Raw genomic sequence first — 25,708 nt, forward strand, 5'->3', positions numbered from 1 at the left:
CATGCGCGCCTGCGCGGCCATCGGCGTCGTCATCACCCACGTCGCCTTCCAGACCGGGCACAACTCCGGGTTCACCGGCCGGGTGCTGGGCCGCTTCGACCTCGCGGTGGCGGTGTTCTTCGCGCTGTCGGGCTTCCTGCTGTGGCGCGGTCACGCCGCCGCAGCGCGCGGGCTGCGGCACCGGCCGCCCACCGGCCACTACCTGCGGTCGCGCATCGTGCGGATCCTGCCCGGATACCTGGTGGCCGTCGTGGTGATCCTGACGCTGCTGCCCGGCGCCGTCGACTCGCGGGCCGACGGCACGGTGTGGCTGGCCAACCTCACGCTCACCCAGATCTACGTGCCGCTGACGCTGACGGCGGGGCTGACGCAGATGTGGAGCCTGTCGGTGGAGGTGAGCTTCTATCTGGCGCTGCCGCTGCTCGCGTTCCTGGCGCGCCGCCTGCCGGTCGCCGCGCGCGTCCCGGCGCTGCTGCTGGTGGCGCTGCTCAGTCTGTTCTGGGTGTTCATACCGTCGGATCCGGCGTCCGGGCACAACCTGTGGAACTGGCCGCCGGCCTTCTTCTCCTGGTTCGCCGCCGGCATGGTGCTGGCGGAGCTGACCGTGATGCCGGTGGGCTGGGCGCACCGGCTGGCGCGGCGGCGGTTCGTCATGGCGGGCATCGCGGTGGTCGCGTTCGCCGTCGCGGCCTCGCCGCTGGCCGGTCGCGAGGGCCTGCAGCCCGGCAGCATCGGCCAGGTGATGCTGAAGACGGCGATGGGAGCGATCGTCGCGGGCGCGCTGCTGGCGCCGCTGGTGCTGGACCGGCCGGACACGCCGCACCGATGGCTCGGCAGCGCGCCGATGGTGGTGCTGGGCCGGTGGTCCTACGGCCTGTTCGTGTGGCACCTCGCCGCGCTGGCGATGGTCTTCCCGATGATCGGCGCGTTCGCCTTCAATGGGCACATGCCGGTGGTGCTGGCGCTGACGCTGATCTTTGGCTTCGCGATCGCCGCGGTGAGCTACGCGCTCGTCGAGTCGCCCTGCCGACAGGCGCTGCGCCGGTGGGAGCGCCGCCGCCGGCCGTCGCCGCTGGACAGCTCGGTCACGGATCGGACCGAACCGGCGGTGGCGCACTGACCGGTGCGACGACGACGGTGGCCGCCAGCGCGGCGACCGACAGCAGTGCGCACAGCTGCACCCACGGCGAGTGGCCGACGTAGCCGTCCACCGAGCGCCACGGATTCTGGCTGAGGACGGCCCCGGCGACGGTCAGCCCGCCTGCGGTGACCAGCAGCGTCGCCCGGTCCAGCCACGGCCGATGCCGCAGCAGGTGGCGCAGGCCGACGGCTGCGGCCAGCACCAGCGCACCGGCCCAGCCGGCGATCACCGCACCGAGCGCCACGACGGCCACGCCGACGACGGGCGCGGGCGGTCGCCACGGCGCCGCCGGCTCGGCCGGTGCCGTGCGGCGGCGCGCGCGCCAGAACGCGAGCAGCCCGAGCAGCGGCAGCAGGGCCAGCCCGCCGAACAGCCCGACGCGGTAGGGGGTGTTGAACGCGAACGCGAGCGTCACTCGACCCGACGTCCCGGCGGGCAGCACCCACCCCTGCTGCCAGCCGTTGACCGTGACGGGCGTCAGTGCGGTGCCGTCGGCCGTGCGGGCCGCCCAGCCCGGGTTGACGCTCTCCGGCACCACCAGCACCCGTTCGGTCGGGGCGGCGGTCACGTCGACGACGCGGCGGTCGTTGGTCCACTCGCCCGTCGCGGCCGGGGTGGTGGGTGCGCTGCGCACCTCGGCCGCGCGCGGGCCTGCCAGCCGCGCTCCGTCGACGACGAATGCGGACCCCGGGCTGACGAGGAGTTCCTGCTGACCGGCGGGCAGGGCGATCGGCGCAGTGCGGCACGGCGTCGCGGCGATGGGCGTGCCGGCCAGCAGGTCGCCGACCGTGGCGCGCACCGACGTCTGCACGAACTGGCCGGCGATGCCGATGACGGGACCGCGGCCGCACGGCAGGTCGATCACCCGGGTCCGGTTGGTCGCGGCGTCCGCCGGTGCGATCGCGGCGCCGCGGGCGTCGAGGGCCGCGACCTCGGCGAGACCGGGCGGCTTGATCTGGTCGAATCCCAGTGCGGTGCGGTCGATCACGTCGTCCCAGTCGAGGATCGAGAGCTTCACGACGTCGGTGGTGCGCGGGTGCAGCGCCAGCGTCTGCGCGCCGCCGCGCGGATCGATCCGGCGCACCTGCGGGCCGTCGCCGAGGTCAACGGCGATGAGCGTAGGGTGCGCGGGCAGCGTGACCACACTCGGCGTCAGGCGCACGCCGGACACCGGCGTCGGCCGTGGCAGGCGCAGTTCCAGGTTGGCCGCCGCCCCGCCCTGGGCGACGACCTGCGGTGCCGTCCACGACGTGCGCGGGTCGCCGTCGGTGGCCGCGTACGCCGAGCCCAGCACGTCGATCGGGTCGGCGTCGCCGACCGCGCGGGTGGTGCCGGGCTGGCGGATCAGGTCGGCCAGCGCCGGTCCCTGACGCGCGCGCACCCATACCGTCGGGGTGACGTCGGTGGCCTGCGGCACGGTGAGCGTGCGGCTCAGGTTGATCGGCTCCTCCGGGGACAGCGCCATGGCCGCCGCGCACAGCGTCGCCTGCGGCCCGGCGGCGCAGCCCTGCCTGCCGAGCAGGTCCGAGCCCAGATCCCATTGCGCGACAGCCGCATTCGGCGGCGGCCCGGGCACCTCGACGGTGTGCCGCAGTGTCACCGGGTGCGCGAAGCCCGATGCGTCGTACTGCGTCACCGCCAGGTCGGTGATGCCGAACTGGACGCCCGCGGAGCCGTCGTCGGTGCCGGCCGCGGTGAAGCGCACGAAGTCGGTCTCGCCGTAGGGCAGGGCCGCGGTGATCGGCTTGCCCGGCTCGTCGAAGCGCAGCGTGCTGGTGCCGGTGGCGGTGGACATCTCGATGCGGCGGACCTGCGCGCCGACCGCGGTGGCGCTGGGGGTGAGCGTGACGGTGGCGTTGGCGATCGGGCGGTCGAAGTCCACCTGCAGCCACTGGCCCAGCGCAGCCTGTAGCGAGTTCGACACCCAACTGGTGGTGGCGTCGGCGTCGATCGCGGCGGTCGGGCCGCTCGCCGGTGCGACGTTCGGCAGCGCGGTGGAATCCGACGACGAACTCGACGCGCTGAGCCGGCCGCCGGTCCACGCGCCGTACACCGGATCGACGCCGGGGGAGGGGTAGTCCGGTACCCGGTTGTAGGTGCGGCGGGGGTCGTTCGGGGTGCGGATCGCCGACGAGTGGTCGTCGACGCGGCCGTAGTCGGTCTCGCGCGCGGCGGGGGTGTCGGTGACCGTGACGAGGGGGGTGGGCAGGCCGGCGCGCTCGGCGTCGGCGGTCAGCAGCATCGGCCCCAGCGGCGGTCGGCCGAGCAGCGCACGGCGCTCGTCGAGGCGCAGCAGAGCCTCCGGCGCGCCGTCGACGCGGGCCATCGCGTCGGCGTCGACCAGGTAGGGCCGGACCGGGGTGGTGCCGCGGACCCGGTAGATCTCGATGGCCGGGTACGCCGGCCGCAGCCCGCTGTCACTGACGAAGCCGTCGAGCCGGCCCGGGCCGATCAACTGCCCGAACTCGGCGACCTTCGTCAGCCCGGGCGACCCGTCGATGGCCCGGTGTACCAGCAGCGGTCGGGCCGACCGGGACGCGTCGGGATCGAGGTCGTTGCGGACGACGACGAACGAGATGCCCTGCCGCGACAGCGTGTCGGCGAGCCCGGCGGACGGGCGGCCCGCCGCGAAGAGCCGCTGCACGGAGTCCAGCGCGCGGATGGTCTGCGGCGGGGTGAGGGGAATGGAGTCGCGGACGCCCCACGGGCTGGAACCGAGGACCTGCAGCGGTTCGTCGTGGCTGTTGCCCCACACCTGCGTCGCGAACGGTGCGCCGGGCGCCACCAGCACGCGGCCGGGATCGGGGGAGTTGTTCTCGTCCAGCCACGCTGCGGCCTCGTGCCAGTAGTCCGGCACGGCCGTGAAGCCGCCCGGCGGGCTGAGCCGGCCGGTCCACGCCAGCGACGTACCGGCCGCGAGCGCGGCGAGGACCACGATGCCGACGGCCACCCGCTTGTTGCGCTCCGGGTTGGCCACCGCCGAGATCCACTCGCGGCGCGGCACGCTGCCGGGCAGGGGCACCCGGCCGAGCAGGTGCGCCAGGCCCAGGACGAGCGGCAGGCGCAGCAGCGGCTCCAGCTTGTGCACGTTGCGCAGCGGCGTGCCCGAGGCGTCGAGGAACGCCCGAACCTGCTCAGCGACCGGGGAACCCAGGCCGCCCGCGTAGCCCGCCGCCAGCAGCGTCAGGCCCACCAGCAGCATGGCGATCAGCCGGCCGCGGGCGGGCATGGTGCGCATGGCCAGCCCGGCCAGGCCCGCCGCGGCGACCAGCGTGGTGGCGAGCACCGCCACCGACCCGGTGACCAGCGAGGCGCCGGCCGTCGCGGTCGGCGCCACGAACGGCGTCCAGCTGTAGGTGCCGCGCAGCACCTCGGTGAGCGAGAGCCACTGCGTGGTGACCCCGGAGGACTCGATGAAGTCCAGGAACGGCGGGCTGACGCGGCCGAGCAACAGCAGCGCGACCACCCACCACGTGACGGCCAGCGCGGTGCACAGCGCCCACCAGCCGGTGAAGCGCCACCACAGCCGGTTGGGCCGGTGCGTGGCCCACCACAGCACCGCCGCCAGGCAGCCGGTGAGCGTCGCGACGGCGTTCACCGCCCCCATCAGGGCGATCGCCACCGCCGAGCGCGCCGCCAGGACGCGCACGGAGCCCTTTCCCTGGAGCGCGAGGATCACCGGCAGCAGCACCCACGGCGCCAGCATCATCGGCAGCGTCTCCGAGGAGATCGCGCCCAGCGTGGTCAGCGCGCGCGGCGACAGCGCGAACGCGGCGGCGGCGACGACGCGCGAGCTGGTGGTGCCGATGCCCAGGGCCTCCGCGACGCGCAGCAGTCCCCAGAAGCCCGCGGCGAGCAGCAGGGCCCACCACAGCCGCTGCACCACCCAGCCGGGCAGGCCGAGGAGGTCACCGGCGAGGAAGAATGCGCCGTGCGGGAAGAGGTAGCCGTAGGCCTGGTTCTGCGCCTGGCCGAACGGGAGTTCGCCGTTCCACAGATGCGCGGCGCGGGCGAGGAACCGCAGCGGATTGGCGGTGAGGTCGAGCTTGGTGTCGGGGGCGATGAGGCCCGGGGACTGGGCAAAGCTCAGGATCAGCGCCGCGGCGCCGACGAGCCACAGCCAGCGACGGGACAGCAAGGACGCGCCGGGGGCCGAGCTAGGTACGGTCGCCGTACTCGACCCTGTTGAGCACCGACGATGCGGGGTCACCGGCCTGCACGGGTGGCTTGCTGTCCTCCTGGACCATCAGCGTCACCCCGAAGATCGCCGCCGCGCCGAGGAGCAGTCCGACCACGATGCTGGCCGCTGCTGGCAACACGAACCGATCCACGCCGCCAACGTAGCACGACCGCCCGTTAGCCTCGGTGTCCATGGTTGCGTCCCCGAAGGCCCGCGCCCTGTGCGCCGTGGCGGCTGTGTCCGTGTTGACCCTCGGTTGCTCGTCGGGCGGTGCGTCGCCGTCGTCACCGGCGCCGCGGACCGCCGAGGCCACCCCGGTGTCGACCTCCACCACGCTGCCGCCGACCCCGGGGGCACCCGCCTGCGGCACCGGTGACGCGCTGCTGGCGTCGATGACCACCCGCGACAAGCTCGCCCAACTGCTGATGGTCGGCGTGACCGGCGCCGACGACGCGAAGGCCGTCGTCGACCAGCACCACGTCGGCGGCATCTTCATCGGCAGCTGGACCGACCGCTCGATGCTCACCGACGGCACCGTGCCCGCGCTCGCGGACACCGCACCGCTGCCCCCGACGGTCAGCGTCGACGAGGAGGGCGGCCGCGTGTCGCGGCTGGCGAACCTCATCGGCTCGCAGCCCTCGCCGCGCGTCCTGGCCCAGACCAGCACGCCCGACGAGGTGCGCGGCATCGCCTTCCAGCGCGGCCAGGCGATGCGCAACCTGGGGATCAACGTCGACTTCGCGCCCGTCGTCGACGTCACCGAGGAGTCCGACGACGAGGTGATCGGCGACCGGTCCTTCGGCTCGGACCCCGCAAAGGTGATCGAGTACGCCGGCGCCTACGCGCAGGGACTGCGCGACGCCGGCATCACCCCGGTGCTCAAGCACTTTCCCGGCCACGGCCACTCCTCGGGCGACTCGCACGTCGGCGGCGTCGTCACCCCGCCGCTGGACGCGCTGAAGGCCAATGACCTGGTGCCCTACGGCGCGCTCACCACCGCGCAGCCGGTGGCGGTGATGGTCGGCCACATGCAGGTCCCCGGGTTGACCGGCGACCTGCCCGCCAGCCTGAGCCCGGCCGCCTACGGCCTGCTGCGTTCGGGCGGGTACGGCGGCCCCGGCTTCGGCGGTCTGGTGTACACCGACGACCTGTCCAGCATGGGCGCCATCAACCAGCGCTACGGCGTCGCCGACGCGGTGCTGAAGGCGCTGCAGGCCGGTGCCGACGTCGCGCTGTGGGTCACCACCACCGAGGTGCCCGCGGTGCTCGACCGCCTGGAGAGCGCGGTCAACGGCGGCGAACTGAACATGGGCGCCGTCGACGCGTCGGTGCTCAAGGTGGCCGGGACGAAGGGCCCCTCCCCGCGCTGCGGCGGCTAGCCGTACCCGCGCGGCGGCTAGCTGTACTCGCGCGGCGGGCGGCGCGTCCACGCGGAGGACGCCGCGACGCCACGCATTGCTTACCCTGAAGACATGGCAGGTGGAACGAAGCGGTTGCCGCGCGCGGTGCGCGAGCAGCAGATGCTCGACGCCGCCGTGCAGATGTTCTCGGTGAACGGCTATCACGAGACGTCGATGGACGCGATCGCGGCGCAGGCCGAGATCTCCAAGCCGATGCTGTACCTGTACTACGGCTCCAAGGAGGAGCTGTTCGGCGCGTGCCTGGACCGCGAACTGGCGCGGTTCGTCGACACCGTGCGCGCCGACATCGACTTCACCCAGCCGGCGAAGGAACTGCTGCGCACCGCCGTGGTCTCGTTCCTGAGCTACATCGACGAAAACCGCGCGTCGTGGATCGTGCTGTACACCCAGGCGACCAGCTCGCAGGCGTTCGCCCACACCGTCCGCGAGGGGCGCGAGCGCATCGTCGAACTGGTCAGCAGGCTGCTGCTGTCCGGTACCCGAAACCCCGAGCCGGACACCGACTTCGACATGATGGCCATCGCGCTGGTGGGTGCCGGTGAGGCGGTCGCGAACCGGGTCAGCACCGGCGACACCAGCGTGCAGGATGCGGCCGAGCTAATGATCAACCTGTTCTGGGGCGGCCTCAAGGGCAACCCGTCCGACGCGCACCCGCACGAGGCGGCCGATACCGCGGCGAGCCGCGCTCACTAGTCCCGCGGCGAGCCGCGCCCACTAGCCCCGCGGCGAGCCGCGCCCAGTAGCGGGTCAGGACAGCGGCGTCAGCGTCCCCGTCAGGTGCGGGTAGCCCTTCGACAGGTGGCGTAGCGCGAGTTCCCACCCGCCGCCGGTGCGCTGGACGTACAGGCCCACCTTCGCGGGCAGGAGCACCGGCTTGCCGAACCGCACCGCATAGCGGACGGCGTCGGGCAGCTGGCCCTCGACGTTGCCGAGAACCGCTGCGGCGGTGAACATCCCGTGGGCGATCGCGGTGGGGAAGCCGAACAGCTTCGCGCCGACCGAGCTGGTGTGGATGGGATTGTGGTCGCCGCCCACCGAGGCGTAGTGCCGGATCTGGGCACCGCTGATGCTGAGCACGGCGTTGGGTGGCGGAAGCTTCGGCTGCTTCTTCGGCTCCGGCCTCGGCTCGTCGGAGAGGCTGGTCCGCTGCTGGTGCAGGAACGTCGTCACCTGCTGCCAGACGGTGTCGTTGCCGACCGTGACGTCGGTGAGCACGTCGACGAGCAGACCCTTGCGGTGCTCGCGCAGGTTCTCCGCACGCACCTCCACGTCGACCGCGTCGGACACCGAGATGGGCCGGTGCTGGGTGATGACGTTCTCCACGTGCACCGCCCCCATGGCGGCGAACGGGAAGTCGAAGCCGCTGACGAGGGACATGACCGACGGGAACGTCAGCGCGAAGGGGTACGTCAGCGGCACCGTGTCGCCGAACCGCAGGCCGGTCACCTGGGCGTAGGCGGCGACGTTCGCGGGATCGATCGCGAGGTCGGACACCCGCACGGTGCGCTTCGGCAGGTCGTCGCCGCGCGACACGAACGGCAGGGCGCCGGCCGCCGCGCGGGCCATGTTCAGCAGGCCGCTGGGCTGCTCGCCGGACACCGTCATGCCCCGATCATTGCCTGACCGCACACCCGAATGGTGTTGCCGGTCACGGCGTTCGACGCGGGGCTGGCGAAGTAGGCGATCGCCTCGGCGACGTCGACGGGCTGGCCGCCCTGCAGCATCGAGTTCAGTCGGCGGCCCACCTCGCGGGTGGCGAGCGGGATGGCCTCGGTCATCTTGGTCTCGATGAAGCCGGGGGCGACGGCATTGATCGTGATGCCCTTCTCGGCGAGTTCGGGCGCCAGTGCCTGGGTGAGGCCGATCATCCCGGCCTTGGTGGCGGCGTAATTGGTCTGGCCGCGGTTGCCTGCGATGCCGGCCATCGACGACAGACCGACGATGCGGCCGCCCGACGCGAGCGCACCGTTGGCCACCAGGCCCTCGGCCAGCCGCTGCGGGGCCAGCAGGTTCACGGCGATCACCGAGTCCCAGCGGGCGTCGTCCATGTTGGCGAGCAGCTTGTCGCGGGTGATGCCGGCGTTGTTGACCAGCACGTCGGCGTGCCCGCCGTGGTGCTCGCGCAGGTGTTCGGTGATCTTGTCGACCGCGTCGGGCGCGGTGACGTCCAGCGTCAGCGCCGTGCCGCCGACCTTCTCAGCGGTCTCGGCGAGTGCCTCGGCGGCCTGCTCCACGTCGACGGCGACCACGCGGGCGCCGTCGCGGGCGAAGACCTTGGCGATTTCCGCACCGATGCCGCGCGCGGCGCCGGTGATGATCGCGACCTTGCCGTCCAGAGGCTTGTCCCAGTCGGCCGGCGGAGTGGCGTCGTCGGCGCCGACGACGAATACCTGACCGTCGACGTACGCCGACTTGGCCGAGAGCAGGAAGCGCAGCGTCGACTCCAGGCCGGTCGCGGCCGGCTTGGCATCGGCGTCGAGGTACACCAGGTTGACCGTGGCGCCCTTCTGCAGCTCCTTGCCCAGCGAGCGGGTGAAGCCCTCGAGCGCGCGCTGCGCGATGCGCTCGTTCACGCCGTCGGCCTCGTCGGGCGTGGTGCCGACGACGACGACGCGCGCACACGCGGCGAGGTTGCGCAGGACGGGGGTGAAGAAGTCGTGCAGTGCCTTGAGGCCCTCAGGCGTGTTGATGCCGGTGGCGTCGAACACCAGGCCGCCGAAGGTGTCGGCCCAGCGGCCGCCGGCGTTGTTGCCCACCAGCTCGTAGTCGTCGGCGAGGGCGGCGCGCAGCGGCTCGGCCACGCGGCCCTCGCCGCCGATCAGCAGCGAGCCGGGCAGCGGCGGGTCACCCGCGCGGTACCGGCGCAGTTCCTGGGGGCGCGGCACGCCGAGTTGCTTGGCCAGGAACGATCCCGGTCCAGAGTTCACCACTTGCGAGAACAGGTCGGAAGCCACTTCGCTGCCTTTCGGGAGGTCGCTGAGGGGGTATGTCCATGGGTGTCGTACCGCTCACCGAACTTACTCCAGAGTAAGAACGGTGGGTAGTATGACGCTCGACACCCGACTTTCCCCGAGATCGACGGAACGCAAACGTCGGGCTCGAACACCGAACGACTCGATGAGCCGGACGAGAGGAGCACTTCAATGAGCACGGACAGGACTGCACGCCGGGTCGCCATCGTGGGCGGCAACCGGATCCCCTTCGCCCGTTCCGACGGCGCCTACGCGAACGCGTCCAACCAGGACATGTTCACCGCCGCGCTGGACGGCCTCATCGAGCGGTTCAACCTCGCCGGGGAGCGCCTCGGCGCCGTCGTCGGCGGGGCGGTGCTCAAGCACAGCCGCGACTTCAACCTGATGCGCGAGTGCGTGCTGGGCACGTCGCTCAACGCGCACACCGCGGCCTACGACCTGCAGCAGGCGTGCGGGACGGGCCTGCAGTCGACGATCGCGGTGGCCAACGCCATCGCCCTGGGTCAGTACGACTCCGGCGCGGCCGGCGGCGTCGACACCACCTCCGACGCGCCGATCGCGTTCGGCGACGACCTGCGCCGCGTCCTGCTCGGGCTGCGTCGCGCCAAGTCCAACGTCGACCGACTGAAGCTCGTCGGCAAGCTGCCCGCCGCGGTCGGCGTGGAGATCCCCACCAACGGCGAGCCGCGGACCGGGCTGTCGATGGGCGAGCACGCCGCGATCACCGCCAAGAAGATGGGCGTCAAGCGCACCGACCAGGACGAGCTGGCCGCCGCCAGCCACCGCAACATGGCCGCCGCCTACGACCGCGGCTTCTTCGACGACCTCGTCACCCCGTTCCTCGGGCTGTACCGGGACAACAACCTGCGGGCCGACTCGTCGGCCGAAAAGCTCGCCAAGCTCAAGCCGGTGTTCGGCGTCAAGAACGGCGACGCCACCATGACGGCGGGCAACTCGACGCCGCTGACCGACGGCGCCTCGGTGACGCTGCTGTCCACCGAGGAGTGGGCCGCCGAGCGCAACCTGCCCGTGCTGGCGTACTTCGTCGACGGCGAGACCGCCGCGGTCGACTACGTCAACGGCGACGACGGCCTGCTGATGGCCCCGACCTACGCCGTGCCGCGGCTGCTGGCCCGCAACGGCCTCACCCTGCAGGACTTCGACTTCTACGAGATCCACGAGGCGTTCGCGTCGGTGGTGCTCGCGACGCTGCAGGCCTGGGAGTCCGACGAGTACTGCAAGGAGCGGCTGGGGCTGGATGCGGCACTCGGCAGCATCGACCGGTCCAAGCTCAACGTCAACGGCTCCTCGCTGGCGGCGGGTCACCCGTTCGCGGCGACCGGCGGCCGCATCGTGGCGCAGCTCGCCAAGCAGCTGGCCGAGAAGAAGGCGTCGACCGGCCAGCCCGTGCGCGGACTCATCTCCATCTGCGCCGCAGGTGGGCAGGGTGTCACCGCCATCCTGGAGGCATGACCGGAAAGTCGGGGAAAGAAGATTCCGTAGGGCTGTAACGCCTCGCTGATACCCGCCGATGTACTTGATAGCTCCGTGTTGCCGTCTGACCCCCCGACCCGACGGCAACACGGGGCATCTTCTTTTCGTGGTCATGAGTCGGCCGTGCCTCGGCCCGGTCACGTGCCTGACGGCACGTCCTTCCTGGCCGTGATGGGGCCCGTCGAGGCCGGCGGCTGGAACAGCGTGCCGCCGAGGCTGCCGCGGGCGGTCTGCACGGCCACCAGACCCCAGGTGCACAGCAGGCAGGCATAGGCGACGACGGCCGCGCCGCGGAACGCCGGTAGCCCCGTGTGCACGGCGAGCTGCGTGGTGCCGGTCACGAACGTTCCCACCGGGAAGGTCAAGCTCCACCAGGTCAGCGCGAACGGCATGCCGCGGCGGATGGTCCGGACCGTCAACGACGTCGCCAGCGCGATCCACAGCACCGCGAACCCCCACACCGGCACGCCGAACAGCACCGCGAACACCGCCATGCCCGACGCCAGGTCGGCGGGGACGGCCAGCGCCGCCTGTGCGCCGAGCAGCCCGGCCGCGGTGATGCCCTGCCCCAGCGGGCCGAGCACGATCCACAACGTCGGCACCCGCGTCGTCCCCGACGTGCCGTAGTGGGCCAACCGGCTCCAGATCAGCGAGATGATGACCAGCGCCGCGATGAGCGACAGACCGAACATCGCCCAGCAGCCGTAGAGCATCGTGGTGCGGCCGGTGCCGGGCGCCATGTGCGGAATCAGCAGCGCCCCCGACGCCGCAGACACCATCGGCGGCACGACCGGCATCAGCCAGCCGCCGAACGCCGCGTCGGGGCCGACGCTGATTTGGGTGAACATCAGGTAGGGGATGGAGATGGCGGTGAACAGGCCGCCGAGTGTGCCGGTGGTCCACAGCACCCAGGCGAGGTCGACGGCCAGACGCTCGCCGATCAGGTCCTTGCCGACGAGCAGCGCGCCCGCGCCGACGGTCATGAACGCCATCGGCGCCGCACCGTAGAAGTGCGTCATCTGCGGGTTGCGCGCGTGGCCCCGCGCGGCCGTCGGGTGGCGCGCCCACTGGGCGGACACCGCGACGATGAGCACCACCAGCAGGGCCGCTGCCACCACCCACACGATGCGCGAGAACACGTGCAGCCCGGGCACGTGCAGCGGCAGGCCCGCCCCCGCGGTCGCGACGATGCCGGTGCCCATCACCGAGGCGAACCAGTTGGGACCGAAGTAGCGCAGGCGGGCGATCTCGGTGGTCATGATTCGATGGTCGCGGGGCGATCGGACAGGAGCGGACACGTCATGCAGGTCAGTATGTTCGGGCAGTTGAAGGACGCCGGCAGCGCGTCGCCGATCGACGCGACCATCGCGAACCTCGCGATGCTGCGCGACGAGGGCTTCGCGCGGGTGTGGATGAGTCAGCTGCCCTACGAGCCGGACCTGTTGACCGTGCTCGCGGTCGCACTGCGCGAGGTCGACACCATCTCCGTCGCCAGCGGCGTGGTGCCGATCCAGAACCAGCACCCCATGCAGATGGCGCAGCGGGCGCTGACCCTCAGCTTGGCGTCGGGCGGGCGCTTCGCGCTCGGGCTCGGCATGACGCACGCGGCGGTCACCGAGGGCATGTGGGGCATCCCGTGGGACCGCCCGGTCCGCCGGCTCAACGAGTTCCTCGACGGTCTGCTGCCGCTGCTCGACGGGCAGCCCGCCGACGCGAGCGGCGAGATCCTCACCACCCGGGGCGCGCTGCTGATCCCCGGGGCGCCGCGGCCGGACGTGTACGTCGCCGCGCTGGGCCCGCAGCTGCTGCGGATCGCCGGCCGCCGCACCGCGGGGACGTGCACGTGGATGACGGGCCCGGCGACGCTCTCCGGCCACGTCGTGCCGACGTTGCGCCAGGCCGCCGCGGACGCCGGTCGCGCCGAGTCCGACGTGCGGGTGGTCGCCGCGCTGCCGATCAGCGTCACCGACGACGTCGACGGCTCCCGCCGGCAGGCCGCCGAGCAGTTCGCGATGTACGGCTCGCTGCCGTCGTACCGGGCGATGCTCGACCGCGAGGGCTTCGCCGGACCGGAGGACGCCGCGATCATCGGCGACGAGGACACCGTGCGGGGCCGCCTCGACGAGCTTCGGGCCGCCGGTGTCGACGAGTTCGTCGCCGCGGTGTTCGACACCTCGCCCGACGGCCGGGCCCGCACCCGGGCACTGCTGCGCGCCTACGCCTGATGCCCGGCGGCGGCGCGGGTGCCCGGTCGCACGGCTAATTCGGTGGCCGGAAGCGCCAAGTCCGGGGCACACTGCCCACCCGTGACGTCACTGTTCTGCGGCATGACGCTGGCCGCGCGCATCGAGGCCGCCGAGGCCTCCTTCATCGCGGCGGCGACCGCGGCCGCCGGCGGCAGGGGTGCGCCCGGCATCGCCCACGCCATCGCGGGCGGATACGCATGCTTCGCCGAGGACGGGTCGCCGATGAACAAGGTGGTCGGACTCGGCTTCGGCGGCGTGCCGGACGCGGCCGCGTGGGGCGTCGTCGAGCGTGCGCTGCCCGAACCGGTGGCCGTGGAGCTGTCCACGCTCGCCGACCCCGCGATCGCGGGACTGCTCACCCGGCGCGGCCATGCGGTGGTGGGCTTCGAGAACGTCCTGGGCCGGCCGCTCGAGGGCGTCGCGCCGGCCGGCGGCCGGGACGTCCCCGTCGAGGTGCGGATCGCCACGGACGACGAACTCGATGCCTGGGTCGACGTCGTCGTCGACGGTTTCGCCCACCCCGACGGCGAAGGTGTCCCCACCCACGAGTCGTTCCCGCGCGATGTGATCGCCCGCGCGGAGCGCGACGTCACCGCGGCGGGCGCCCGCGCCTACCTCGCGTGGTGCGACGGCGCCGTTGCCGGTGGCGGCAGCATGCGGATCACCGACGGCATCGCCCAGCTGACCGGCGCTGCGACGGCCCCGGCATTCCGGCGGCGCGGTGTCCAGGCCGCGCTGCTGGCGGCCCGGCTGCGGGACGCCGCAGAGGCCGGCTGCGACGTCGCGGTCGTGACCACCGCCCCGGGCTCGACGTCGCAGAAGAACGTGCAGCGCAACGGGTTCGACCTGCTCTACGCACGGGCGATCCTGGCCCGCTGACCGACCGAATCGACCCCGGACACGCAAATGGCCCCCGCCGTAGCGGGGGCCATCGCGTCAGACGTCAGCTCAGAAGCTCGCCTCGTCGAGTTCCATCACCTCGTTGTCGAGGTTCTCGAGGACCGCCTTGGTGCTGGTGAGGGTCGGCAGGACGTTCTTGGCGAAGAACGACGCACCGGCGATCTTGCCCTCGTAGAAGGCGCGGTCGGCGCCGGCGGCACCGGAGTCCAGCGCGGCGATCGCGGTGGCGGCCTGCTGCTGCAGGAGCCAGCCGAGCACCAGGTCACCGACGCTCATCAGGAAGCGCACCGAGCCGAGGCCGACCTTGTACAGGCTGCTCGGGTTGGTCTGCGCGTCCATCAGGTAGCCGGTCAGCGTGGCGGCCATGCCCTGCACGTCCGCCAGCGCGGTCGCGAGCAGCTCGCGCTCGGCCTTCAGGCGACCGTTGCCCGACTCGTTCTTGACGAACGACTCGATCTGGCCGGCGACGTAGCCCAGCGCCACGCCCTTGTCGCGGACGATCTTCCGGAAGAAGAAGTCCTGCGCCTGGATGGCCGTGGTGCCCTCGTACAGCGAGTCGATCTTCGCGTCGCGGATGTACTGCTCGATCGGGTAGTCCTGCAGGAAGCCGGAACCACCGAAGGTCTGCAGCGACTCGGTGAGCTTGGCGTAGGCCTGCTCGGAGCCGACGCCCTTGACGATCGGGAGCAGCAGGTCGTTGACCTTGACCGCCAGCTCGGGGTCGACGTCGTGCACGGCCTTGGCGACCGCCGCGTCCTGGAACGTCGCGTTGTAGAGGTACAGCGCGCGCAGGCCCTCGGCGTAGGTCTTCTGCGTCATCAGCGACCGGCGCACGTCCGGGTGGTGGGTGATGGTGACGCGCGGGGCGGTCTTGTCGGTCATCTGGGTCATGTCGGCGCCCTGCACGCGGCTCTTCGCGTACTCCAGCGCGTTCAGGTAACCGGTCGACAGCGTCGCGATGGCCTTGGTGCCGACCATCATGCGGGCCTGCTCGATGACCTCGAACATCTGCGCGATGCCGTCGTGCACCTCGCCGACCAGCCAACCGACGGCGGGGGTGCCGTGCTGGCCGAGGGACAGCTCGCAGGTCGCGGAGACCTTGAGGCCCATCTTGTGCTCGACGTTGGTGACGAAGACGCCGTTGCGCTCGCCCGGCTCGCCGGTCTCGGGATCGAAGTGGAACTTCGGCACGAAGAACAGCGAGAGACCCTTGGTGCCCGGTCCGGCGCCCTCGGGGCGGGCCAGCACCAGGTGCAGGATGTTCTCGAACAGGTCGTCGGAGTCACCGGAGGTGATGAAGCGCTTGACGCCGTCGATGTGCCAGGTGCCGTCGGCCTGCTGGACGGCCTTGGTGCGGCCGGCGCCGACGTCGGAACCCGCATCGGGCTCGGTCAGGACCATGGTGGCGCCCCAGCCGCGCTCCGCGGCGAGGACGGCCCACTTCTTCTGCTCCTCGGTGCCGAGGTTGTAGAAGATGTTGGCGAAGCCGGCGCCCATGGCGTACATGTACACGGCCGGATTGGCGCCGAGGACGTGCTCGATCAGGGCCCACTGCAGCGCGCGGGGCATCGGCATGCCGCCGAGTTCCTCGGCGAGGCCGATCTTGTCCCAGCCGCCGTCGATGACGCTCTTCACCGACTTCTTGAACGCGGCGGGCAGCTTGACGACGTGGGTCTCGGGGTCGAAGACCGGGGGATTGCGGTCACCCTCGGCGAACGAATCGGCGATGGGGCCCTCGGCCAGGCGGCTCATCTCGGCGAGCATCTCGCGAGCCGTGTCGGCATCGAGATCGGTGTACGCGCCCGCGCCGAACGCCTTGTCGACGTTGAACACCTCGAACAGGTTGAACACCTGGTCACGGACGTTGCTCTTGTAGTGGCTCACGCTGTCTCCTCGATGAGAAATGCTTAGGCGGTTGGGTACTTCCAATAAGTTACCCACCAGTAATGTGGCCAACTATACCGCCCGGTAACTTCAACGCAAAGCAGTGTCGAGCAAATTTCCGCCAGCTACCTCGACGAGGGCTCCATTCGACCTGCCCAAACGGTTGGTTGGGCGTCGTGAGCTGCGGCTAAACCTCGATGTGATGTCCGCCACGATCGGGTTCGGCACGCCCGTTAGGGTGGGCCGAATGACGCGTGTGGCGGTATGGGGGACGGGCAACATGGGCGCCGCGGCGATCCGCTCGGCGCTGGCGTTCCCGGGGCTCGAGTTGACGGCCGTCATCACCTCGACGCCGGACAAGGCCAACCGGGACGCCGCGGAGTTCGCCGGGCTCGCCGCGCCGACCGGGGTGGCGGTGAGCCTCGACGTCGGTGCGGCGCTCCTCGGGTGCGACGCGGTGGCGTACATGGCCTCCGGCGACATCCGGCCCGACGAGGCGGTCACCGACATCGAGCGCTGCCTGCGGGCCGGCAAACACGTGGTGACCCCGTCGCTGTACTCGCTGTACGACCCGCGGTCGGCGCCGGCCGAGTGGATCGACCGGCTGACGGCCGCCGCCCGCGAGGGCGGGGCGGCGCTGCTCGTCAGCGGCGTCGATCCCGGCTGGGCCAACGACGCGCTCGCGGTGGCGGCCGCGGGTCTGTGCACCCGCATCCGGACCATTCGCTGCCAGGAGATCTTCGACTACTCGACCTATGACCAGCCGTACGCGGTGAAGGTGTCGTGCGGCTTCGGCGGGTCGATGGACGACACCCCGATGATGCTGCTGCCGACCATCCCGACGATGGTGTGGGGCGGCAACATCCGGCTCATCGGACGCGGCCTCGGCCTGGAGATCGACGAGATCACCGAGGAGGTCGAGCGGTTGCCGCTCGAGGAGTCCGTCGACACCGTCATGGGGCGCTTCGAGAAGGGCACGCAGGGCGCCTTCTTCCTCAAGGTGATCGGATGGTCCGGCGGACGGCAGCGTGTCGTCGTCGAACACGTCACGCGCATCCACGCCTCGGTCGCACCGCACTGGCCGCAGCCCGACGAGGGCGTCGGTGACCATCGCGTCATCGTCGACGGCGATCCGCAGTTGACGATCGTGACGCGCGCCGACGTTCCGGGCGGCACGCGCGCCGACGGCGGCAACACCACTGCGGCCAACCGTCTGCTCGGCGCCATCTCGTGGCTGGCGGCCCGGGAACCGGGCATCTACGACGGTCTCGACGTACCGCTGCACCCTGCGTTGCCGGCTGAGGTCGAGGCGACGCGCTGGCTCGACTGACGCGCCACCCGCCCCGGGCGAACAGGCGGTGTCGGTGCGGTGAATTCTCTCCAGCAACACCGATGAACTGCGGTTATGCGGCATGTGCTGCATTGACGGCGTTCGTGCGGACCATCGCGCAACGTCGGGCAAAGTGGCACGCGCCGAACGGCTTTGGTGGGTTATATTGACGCTCACGTGCATACGTGGCGTGGACAGGCAACCGTCAGCGTGGACGGCTAAGCTACGGCTGCACCAAGCGATTCCATGGCGGAATACGAGCCGGGATGTCGGGGGACTTGCTGCGCGGCACGACGCGGCTGCCTTTCCATTCCCCAGGCAGTTGCCGTCGAAACGTGAATACCTAGGGAGACGCATTTGCGCGCCGCAACCGCTACGCCCGTTGCCGTCATCGGCATGGCCTGCCGACTGCCCGGTGGGATCGACTCCCCGCAGGAGTTGTGGGAGGCCCTGCTGCGCGGCGAGGACTTCGTCGGCGAGATCCCCTCGGACCGCTGGGACGCCGACGTGTACTACGACCCCGAGCCCGGCGTCCCCGGCCGCTCGGTGACGCGGTGGGGCGCCTTCCTCGACGACGTCGGCGGCTTCGACGCCGACTTCTTCGGCATGACCGACCGCGAAGCCACCGCGATCGACCCGCAGCACCGGCTGCTGCTGGAGGCGTCCTGGGACGCCCTGGAACACGCGGGCATCGACCCGACGACGCTGGCCCGCACCCAGACCGGCGTCTTCGTCGGCCTCACCCACGGGGACTACGAACTCCTCTCGGCCGACACCGGCGCCGCCGAGGGGCCGTACGGCTTCACCGGCACCAGCAACAGCTTCGCCTCCGGCCGCGTCTCGTATGCGCTGGGTCTGCACGGTCCCGCCGTCACCGTCGACACGGCCTGCTCCTCGGGCTTGATGGCGATCCACCAGGCGTGCCGCAGCCTGCACGACGGCGAGAGCGAACTAGCGCTCGCCGGTGGCGTCGCGGTGACGCTGGAGCCGCGCAAGTCGGTGTCCGGCTCGCTGCAGGGCATGCTGTCGCCCACCGGCAAGTGCCACGCCTTCGACGTGCGCGCCGACGGCTTCGTCTCCGGCGAGGGCTGCGTGGTCTTCCTGCTCAAGCGGCTCGACGACGCCCAGCGCGACGGCGACCGCATCCTCGCCGTCGTCCGCGGCAGTGCCGCCAACCAGGACGGCCGCACCGTGAACATCGCGACGCCGTCGGAGGAGGCGCAGGTCGCGGTGTACCAGGCGGCGCTGGCCGCCGGCGGCGTCGACCCGGCGACGGTCGGGCTGGTCGAGGCGCACGGCACCGGCACCCCGGTGGGCGACCCCATCGAGTACGCCAGCCTCGCCACGGTCTACGGCACCGCGGGCCCGGCGGTGCTCGCCTCGGTCAAGACCAACTTCGGTCACCTGCAGTCGACGTCCGGCCCGCTCGGCATGATCAAGTCGATCCTCGCCCTGCAGCACGGCGTCGTCCCGCAGAACCTGCACTTCACCCGGCTGCCCGACGAACTCGTCGAGATCGAGACTGGACTGTTCATCCCGCAGGAGACCACGCCGCTGCCGACGGCGGCCGACGCCCCGCGCCGCGCCGCGGTGTCGTCCTACGGGCTGTCCGGCACCAACGTGCACATCGTGGTCGAGGAGGCGCCCCTGCAGGACGCCGAGCAGGATGCCGACGAGCACGCCGGCACCGGCGCCGACCCCGAAGCGCCGCTGCTGTTCCCGGTGTCCGCGACGTCGGTCGAGCAGCTGCGCTCCTCGACGCGCCGCCTCGCCGACTGGATCGACGCCCACCGCGGCAACGGCGCGGGCGACCTCGCCGACCTGGGCTACACCCTGGCCCGGCGCCGCTCCCACAAGCCGGTCCGCACCGCGGTGTCGGCGGGCAGCGTCGACGAGCTGGTGAGCGCCCTGCGCGAGGTCGCCGACGGCGACGCGCCCTATGAGCCCGTCGTCGGCCAGGCCGACCGCGGCCCGGTGTGGGTGTTCTCCGGCCAGGGCTCGCAGTGGCCGCGCATGGGCGCGGGCCTGCTCGCCACCGAGCCGGTGTTCGCCGCGACCATCGCGCGGATCGAGCCGATCATCGCCGCCGAGTCGGGCTTCTCGGTCACCGAGGCCATGACGGCGCCGCAGACCGTCACCGGCATCGACCGGGTGCAGCCGACGATCTTCGCCATGCAGGTCGCGCTCGCCGAGACGCTCAAGTCCTACGGCGTGGTCCCGGGCGCCGTCATCGGGCACTCGCTCGGCGAGGCCGCCGCCGCGGTGGTCGCCGGCGGACTGTCGCTGGAGGACGGCCTGAAGGTCATCTGCCGCCGGTCCACGCTCATGAAGCGGATCTCCGGCAGCGGCGCCATGGCGGCGGTGGAACTGCCGGGCCAGCAGGTGCTCTCCGAGCTGTCGATCCGCGGCGTCGCCGACGTCGTGCTGTCGGTCGTCGCGTCGCCCACCTCGACCGTGGTCGGCGGCGACGCCGCGACCATCCGCGAGCTGGTCGCGGCGTGGGAAGCCAAGGACGTCATGGCCCGCGAGGTCGCCGTGGACGTGGCCTCGCACTCCCCGCAGGTCGACCCGATCCTCGACGACCTCATCGAGGCGCTGACCGACATCGAACCGACCAAGCCGGAGATCCCGTACTACTCGGCGACGCTGTGGGATCCGCGCGACCGGCCGGCGTTCGACGGCGACTACTGGGCCGACAACCTGCGCTACACCGTGCGCTTCGCCGCCGCCGTGCAGGCGGCGCTGGAGGACGGCTTCCGCGTCTTCGGCGAATTGGCGCCGCACCCGCTGCTGACCAACGCCGTGTCGCAGAACGCCGCGAGCCTCGACATGCCGATCGCGGCACTGGCCTCGATGCGGCGCGAACAGGATCTGCCCACCGGGCTGCGCGGTTTCGTCGCCGACCTGCACAGCGCGGGCGCGGCCGTCGACTTCGCGACGCTGTACCCGCAGGGCCGTCTGGTCGACGCGCCGCTGCCGTCCTGGACGCACCGCGAGCTGATGCTGCGGCGCGAGGACGCCGAAACCGCCCAGCACGGAACGTCGTTCGTCGGCGTGCACCCGCTGCTCGGCGCGCACGTGCACCTGTTCGAGGAGCCCGAACGCCACGTCTGGCAGGGCGAGGTCGGCACCGAGGCGCACCCCTGGCTCGCCGACCATCAGGTCGGCAACGTGGCGGCCTTCCCCGGCGCCGCGTACTGCGAGATGGCGCTGGCCGCCGCCCGCACCGCCCTCGGTGACGCCGCCGACGTGCGCGACGTGCGCTTCGAACAGCTGCTGCTGCTCGACGAGCACACCTCGGTCTCGGCCAACGCCACCGTCACCGCGCCGGGGGTGCTCGACTTCGCCGTCGAGACGCACCTCGAGGGCGAGCGGGCCCGCCGCGCCGCCGCCCGCCTGCAGGCCGCCGAGGACGACGACACGCCGCCCCCTGCCTACGATCTCGCCCAGTTGCTCGCCGAGCACCCGCACCGTACCGACGGCGCGGGCCTGCGCGAGGTGTACGCCGGCGTCGGCATCGGCTACGGCCCAGCCTTCGAGGGCCTCTCGGCGACGAACACCGCCGACCCGGAGACCTCGACGATCACGACGGTGCTCGCCGAGGTCGCGCTGCCCGGCGCGATCCGCTCGCAGCAGTCCGCGTACGGCACCCACCCCGCCCTGCTCGACGCCTGCTTCCAGTCGGTGATCGTGCATCCCGACGTGCAGAGCGCCGCCGCCGGCGGTGGCCTGCTGCTGCCGATCGGCGTGCGCCGGCTGCGGCTGCACCAGCCGACCCGCAACGCGCACTACTGCCTCACCCGCGTCACGTCGTGGAAGCCCGGCGAGGCCGAGGCGGACCTCGAGATCCTGGACGCCGACGGGCACGTGCTGCTCAGCGTCGAGGGCCTGCGCCTCGGCGGTGCCGCGGCCGCGAACGAGGAGACCCGCACGCTCAACGAGCGGCTGCTGATCATCAACTGGGAGACCCGCGACCTGCCCGAGGCGCCGACGGCCGCGGCCGGCACGTACCTCGTGCTCGGCACGTCCGGTGCGGCGGGACCGCTGGTCACCGCGGTGTCCGACGCGCTGGCTGCCGACGGGGCGACCACGTCGACGGCCACCTGGCCGCTACGCGACGGGGCAACGCTCGCAACGCTTCTCGGTAGCGCGGAGTTGGCCGAGGGGCCGCGCGGCGTCGTCGTCGTGACCGATCCGCCGTCCGGCGAGCAGTCGACCACCCGCGGTCGCGACACCGTCGCCGCGCTGGTCGCGATCGCCCGCGAGTTGGCCGATCTGCCCGGCGAGGCGCCCCGGTTGTACGTCGTCACCCGCGACGCCGCCACCGTGCGCCCCGACGAGCGGGCCAACCTCGAGCACGCCGGCCTGCGCGGTCTGCTGCGCGTGGTCGACGCCGAGCACCCGCATTTGAGCACCACGCAGATCGACGTCGAATCCGCCGCCGACGACGCCGGTGTCGCCGCGCAGCTGGCCCGCCAGCTGCGCAGCGGCTCGGAGGAGGACGAGACGGCGTGGCGCGGCGGCGAGTTCTTCACCGCGCGGCTGCGGCTCGGCCCGCTGCAGCCCGAGGAGCGGCGCACGACGACCGTCGACCACGAGACCGACGGCATGAAGCTGGAGATCCGCACGCCCGGCGACGTGGAGTCGTTGGAGTTCATGGCGTTTCAGCGCACCGCCCCGGGCCCCGGCGAGATCGAGGTCGCGGTCACCGGGTCGAGCATCAACTTCGCCGACGTGCTGGTGGCGTTCGGCCGCTACCCGACGTTCGAGGGCTACAAGCAGCAGCTGGGCATCGACTTCGCCGGCGTGGTCACCGCGGTCGGCGCCGGCGTCACCGAGCACGAGGTGGGAGACAAGGTCGGCGGCATGTCCCGCAACGGCTGCTGGAGCACGTTCGTCACGTGCGACGCCCGCCACGCGGTGACGGTGCCCGACGGGGTGCCGCTCGCCGACGCCGCGGCCGTACCCACCGCCTCGGCCACGGCGTGGTACTCGCTGGTGGACCTGGCCCGGATCAGCAGCGCCGACAAGGTGCTGGTGCACTCCGGAACCGGTGGCGTGGGCCAGGCGGCCATCGCGATCGCACGCTCCGTCGGCGCCGAGGTGTTCGCCACCGCCGGCAGCGAGGAGCGCCGACAGTTGTTGCGCGACATGGGGATCGAACACGTCTACGATTCGCGCAGCACGGCGTTCGCCGACGAGATCCGGCGCGACACCAACGGCTACGGCGTCGACGTGGTGCTGAACTCGCTGCCGGGCGCCGCGCAGCGCGAGGGCATCGAGCTGCTCGCCTTCGGTGGGCGCTTCATCGAGATCGGCAAGCGCGACATCTACGGCGACACCCGGCTGGGCCTGTTCCCGTTCCGCCGCAACCTGTCGCTGTACGCCGTCGACCTGGCGCTGCTCACCCACAGCCACCCCGACGTCGTCCGTCGTCTGCTCACCACGGTCTACGAGAAGACCGCCGACGGCACGCTGCCGCTGCCGGCCACCACGCACCACCCGATCCACGACGCGGCCACCGCCGTGCGTCTGGTCGGCGGTGCGGGCCACACCGGCAAGGTGGTGCTCGACGTGCCGCGCAAGGGCCGCAGCATCGCGGTGCTGCCGCCCGAAGAGGTGCCGACGTTCCGCGCCGACGGCGCATACGTGATCACCGGCGGCATGGGCGGTCTCGGCCTGTTCCTCGCCGAGCAGATGGCCAAGGGGGGCGCGGGCCGCATCGTGCTCAACGGCCGCAGCGCACCGTCGGCCGAGGCGCTCGCCACGATCGACCGGGTGACGGCTGCCGGCGCCACCGTCGAGGTGGTGCGCGGGGACGCCGCCGAGGCCGACACGGCCCGGCGGCTGGTCGAGGCGGCTACGTCGACCGGCCTGCCGGTGCGCGGCGTGCTGCACGCCGCCGCGGTGGTCGAGGACGCCACGCTGACCAACGTCACCGAGGACCTCGTCGACCGCTGCTGGTCGCCGAAGGTGGACGGCGCGTGGCACCTGCATCAGGCGGTGGAGGGCCAGCCGCTGGACTGGTTCTGCTCCTTCTCCTCGGCGGCAGCGCTGGTCGGCTCGCCCGGCCAGGGCGCCTACGCCGCGGCCAACAGCTGGCTCGACGCGTTCTCCCGCTGGCGGCACGCCCAGGGCAAGCCGGCCGTCGCCATTGCCTGGGGCGCCTGGTCGGAGGTCGGCCGCGCCACGGCGCTGGCCGAGGACTCCGGCGCGGCGATCACGCCGGCCGAGGGCTTCGCCGCGTTCCGCGCGCTGCTGCGGCACGACCGCGCCTACAGCGGTTATGCACCGCTGATGGGCTCGCCGTGGGTGACGTCGTTCGCGCAGCGCAGCACGTTCGCCGAGTCATTCGCCGAGAACGGGCAGGGCGGTAAGGAGACCGGCAAGTTCCGCGCCGAACTGAACGCGCTGCCGCGCGAGGAGTGGCCGAGCGCCATCCGTCGCATGGTCTCCGACCAGATCAGCCTGCTGCTGCGGCGCACCATCGACCCGGACCGTCCGCTGTCGGACTACGGCCTGGACTCGCTGGGCAACCTGGAGCTGCGGACCCGCATCGAAACCGAGATGGGCATCCGGATCAGCCCCACCCACATCACCACGGTGCGCGGCCTGGCCGACCACCTGTGTGAGGAACTCGCGGCCAGCGAACCGGTCGCAGCGACCTGATGGCAGAGTCGATGAGGTCGTCGAGCATGTGCGAACCGAGGAGAGAGCGTTGCAAGTAGGGCCCTTGGCAGTCGGCACCCTGGCCGAATGGACGCCCAACGCGGGCGCGACGATCCTCTGGCAACCGTCCGCCGTCGCCCTGGAGGCGGCCGCCGACGCACCGCTGTCCGACGTGCCGGTCAGTTACATGCAGGCACAGCACATCCGCGGCTACGTCGACCAGAAGGAGAAGGGCCTCGACTACTCGCGGCTCATGATCGTCAGCTGCGACGCGCCGGGACACTGCGACGTGCGTGCGATGAGCTACGTCATCAACCAGCACCTGCGGCGGCACGACACCTACCGCAGCCGGTTCGAGATGCTCGAGGACGGCTCGCTGGTGCGGCGCACCATCGCCGACGTCGCGGACATCCAGTTCGTACCCAAGCGGCACGGCGTGCTGACCCTCGAGCAGGCCCGCGAACTCGTGGTGAGCACCCCGGATCCGTTGCAGTGGGACTGCTTCCGGTACGGCATCGTGCAGGGCGACGACCACTTCACGTTCTTCGCCAGCATCGACCACGTGCACGTCGACGCGATGATCGTCGAGTCGACGCTCATGGAGTTCCACATGATGTACCTGGCGCTCGTCGGCGGCAACCCGCCGCTGCCGCTGCCGCCGGCCGGCAGCTACGACGCGTTCTGCCTCAAGCAGAAGGACTTCACCGACGAGCTGACCGCCGAGACGCCGCGGGTGAAGGCGTGGATCGACTACGCCGAGGCCAACGACGGCAGCATGCCGTCGTTCCCGCTGCCGCTGGGTGATCCGCTGCAGCCGGCCGATGCCGACATCGTCACCGTCCGCATGATGGACCAGGCGCAGACCGCACGCTTCGAGGACGCCTGCACCGCTGCCGGCGCCCGCTTCATCGGCGGCGTGCTGGCGTGCAGCGCGCTCGCCGAGCACGAATTGACCGGCGCGGACACGTATTACGGCCTGACGCCGAGCGATACCCGCAAGACCGAACTCGACGTGATGACCCAGGGTTGGTTCACCGGCCTGGTGCCCATCACGGTGCCGATCGCCGGGTCGGCGTTCGGCGAGGCGGCCCGGGCAGCGCAGGTCTCGTTCGACACCGGGCTGTCGATGGCGGAGGTGCCGTACGACCGGGTGCTCGAGATCGCGCCGCACCTGAGCCGGCCGCGACCGGACTTCCCGGTGGTCAACTTCCTCGACGCGGGCACCGCCCCGCTGTCGGCGCTGTTGACCGCGAACCTCGACGACCTGAACATCGGCATCTACAGCGACGGCCGGTACTCCTACCAGCTCTGCATCTACGTCATCCGGGTGGAGAAGGAGACCGCGGTGGCGGTGATGTTCCCGGACAACCCGGAGGCGCAGAAGTCGGTGGCGGTGTACCTCGATGCGCTGAAGTCGGTGTTCGAGCGCGTCGCCGCCAGCGGGCACTGGCGCAACGTCGCCTGACGCCGT

Annotated in this window: 15 protein-coding genes; 9 read left to right on the plus strand and 6 right to left on the minus strand. The window is 71.9% G+C overall.

What is annotated here, in order from left to right:
• Position 1: 1 nt before the first annotated feature.
• Entirely contained in the window at positions 2 to 1,120 is a 1,119-nt protein-coding gene (locus FZ046_RS07985; protein ID WP_083298478.1) for an acyltransferase family protein, read from the plus strand.
• On the opposite strand, the gene FZ046_RS07990 is transcribed toward FZ046_RS07985, so the two are convergent.
• Entirely contained in the window at positions 1,086 to 5,276 is a 4,191-nt protein-coding gene (locus FZ046_RS07990; RefSeq protein WP_211372286.1) for a DUF3367 domain-containing protein, read from the minus strand. The two genes, FZ046_RS07985 and FZ046_RS07990, sit on opposite strands and share 35 nt — an antisense overlap.
• 22 nt (positions 5,277 to 5,298) lie before the next feature.
• Complete coding sequence (locus FZ046_RS07995) at positions 5,299 to 5,472, minus strand: DUF2613 domain-containing protein (protein WP_070353730.1); 174 nt, start codon at positions 5,470 to 5,472, stop codon at positions 5,299 to 5,301.
• A 40-nt stretch (positions 5,473 to 5,512) separates the two neighbouring features.
• Here FZ046_RS07995 and FZ046_RS08000 point away from each other — a divergent pair, with 40 nt between their 5' ends.
• Together FZ046_RS08000 and FZ046_RS08005 are read left to right on the plus strand one after the other, a co-directional pair.
• The gene (locus FZ046_RS08000) at positions 5,513 to 6,700 is read left to right on the plus strand and encodes a glycoside hydrolase family 3 N-terminal domain-containing protein (RefSeq protein WP_070353729.1); all 1,188 of its coding nucleotides are present in this window, start codon (positions 5,513 to 5,515) and stop codon (positions 6,698 to 6,700) included.
• 93 nt (positions 6,701 to 6,793) lie between these two features.
• Positions 6,794 to 7,435, plus strand: a complete 642-nt coding sequence (locus FZ046_RS08005) for a TetR/AcrR family transcriptional regulator (RefSeq protein WP_070353728.1) — start codon at positions 6,794 to 6,796, stop codon at positions 7,433 to 7,435.
• Positions 7,436 to 7,489: 54 nt separating this feature from the next.
• Here the strand turns inward: FZ046_RS08005 and FZ046_RS08010 are convergent, their stop codons facing one another.
• Entirely contained in the window at positions 7,490 to 8,347 is an 858-nt protein-coding gene (locus FZ046_RS08010; protein WP_070353727.1) for a MaoC/PaaZ C-terminal domain-containing protein, read from the minus strand.
• A complete protein-coding gene (locus tag FZ046_RS08015) occupies positions 8,344 to 9,696 on the minus strand; it encodes a 3-oxoacyl-ACP reductase (RefSeq protein WP_070353726.1) in 1,353 nt (450 codons plus the stop codon). The genes FZ046_RS08010 and FZ046_RS08015 overlap by 4 nt, the downstream gene beginning before the upstream one ends.
• 189 nt (positions 9,697 to 9,885) lie before the next feature.
• On the opposite strand from FZ046_RS08015, the gene FZ046_RS08020 reads away from it, so the two are divergent.
• On the plus strand, positions 9,886 to 11,187 hold the full coding sequence (locus FZ046_RS08020; protein WP_070353725.1) for an acetyl-CoA C-acetyltransferase: 1,302 nt from the start codon (positions 9,886 to 9,888) through the stop codon (positions 11,185 to 11,187).
• 158 nt (positions 11,188 to 11,345) lie between these two features.
• Here the strand turns inward: FZ046_RS08020 and FZ046_RS08025 are convergent, their stop codons facing one another.
• On the minus strand, positions 11,346 to 12,467 hold the full coding sequence (locus FZ046_RS08025; RefSeq protein WP_070353724.1) for a TDT family transporter: 1,122 nt from the start codon (positions 12,465 to 12,467) through the stop codon (positions 11,346 to 11,348).
• A 42-nt stretch (positions 12,468 to 12,509) separates the two neighbouring features.
• Here FZ046_RS08025 and FZ046_RS08030 point away from each other — a divergent pair, with 42 nt between their 5' ends.
• Positions 12,510 to 13,433: a TIGR03564 family F420-dependent LLM class oxidoreductase gene (locus FZ046_RS08030; RefSeq protein ID WP_070353723.1), complete on the plus strand. Its 924-nt coding sequence runs from the start codon at positions 12,510 to 12,512 to the stop codon at positions 13,431 to 13,433.
• A gap of 90 nt (positions 13,434 to 13,523) precedes the next feature.
• Positions 13,524 to 14,333 (plus strand): GNAT family N-acetyltransferase, encoded by an 810-nt coding sequence (locus FZ046_RS08035; protein WP_407664473.1) that lies wholly within the window; start codon positions 13,524 to 13,526, stop codon positions 14,331 to 14,333.
• A gap of 69 nt (positions 14,334 to 14,402) precedes the next feature.
• Here FZ046_RS08035 and FZ046_RS08040 read toward each other — a convergent pair whose 3' ends face one another.
• On the minus strand, positions 14,403 to 16,238 hold the full coding sequence (locus FZ046_RS08040; RefSeq protein ID WP_070353721.1) for an acyl-CoA dehydrogenase: 1,836 nt from the start codon (positions 16,236 to 16,238) through the stop codon (positions 14,403 to 14,405).
• Positions 16,239 to 16,485: 247 nt separating this feature from the next.
• On the opposite strand from FZ046_RS08040, the gene FZ046_RS08045 reads away from it, so the two are divergent.
• The 3 genes from FZ046_RS08045 (at position 16,486) to FZ046_RS08055 (ending at position 25,702) form a co-directional block, all read left to right on the plus strand.
• Positions 16,486 to 17,568: an NAD(P)H-dependent amine dehydrogenase family protein gene (locus tag FZ046_RS08045; RefSeq protein WP_070353720.1), complete on the plus strand. Its 1,083-nt coding sequence runs from the start codon at positions 16,486 to 16,488 to the stop codon at positions 17,566 to 17,568.
• A 357-nt stretch (positions 17,569 to 17,925) separates the two neighbouring features.
• Positions 17,926 to 24,237: a sulfolipid-1 biosynthesis phthioceranic/hydroxyphthioceranic acid synthase gene (pks2, locus tag FZ046_RS08050; RefSeq protein ID WP_070353719.1), complete on the plus strand. Its 6,312-nt coding sequence runs from the start codon at positions 17,926 to 17,928 to the stop codon at positions 24,235 to 24,237.
• Positions 24,238 to 24,286: 49 nt separating this feature from the next.
• Positions 24,287 to 25,702: a condensation domain-containing protein gene (locus FZ046_RS08055; RefSeq protein WP_070353743.1), complete on the plus strand. Its 1,416-nt coding sequence runs from the start codon at positions 24,287 to 24,289 to the stop codon at positions 25,700 to 25,702.
• Positions 25,703 to 25,708: the final 6 nt, after the last annotated feature.

Source organism: Mycolicibacterium grossiae (assembly GCF_008329645.1).
In the GTDB taxonomy this organism is placed as follows: domain Bacteria; phylum Actinomycetota; class Actinomycetes; order Mycobacteriales; family Mycobacteriaceae; genus Mycobacterium; species Mycobacterium grossiae.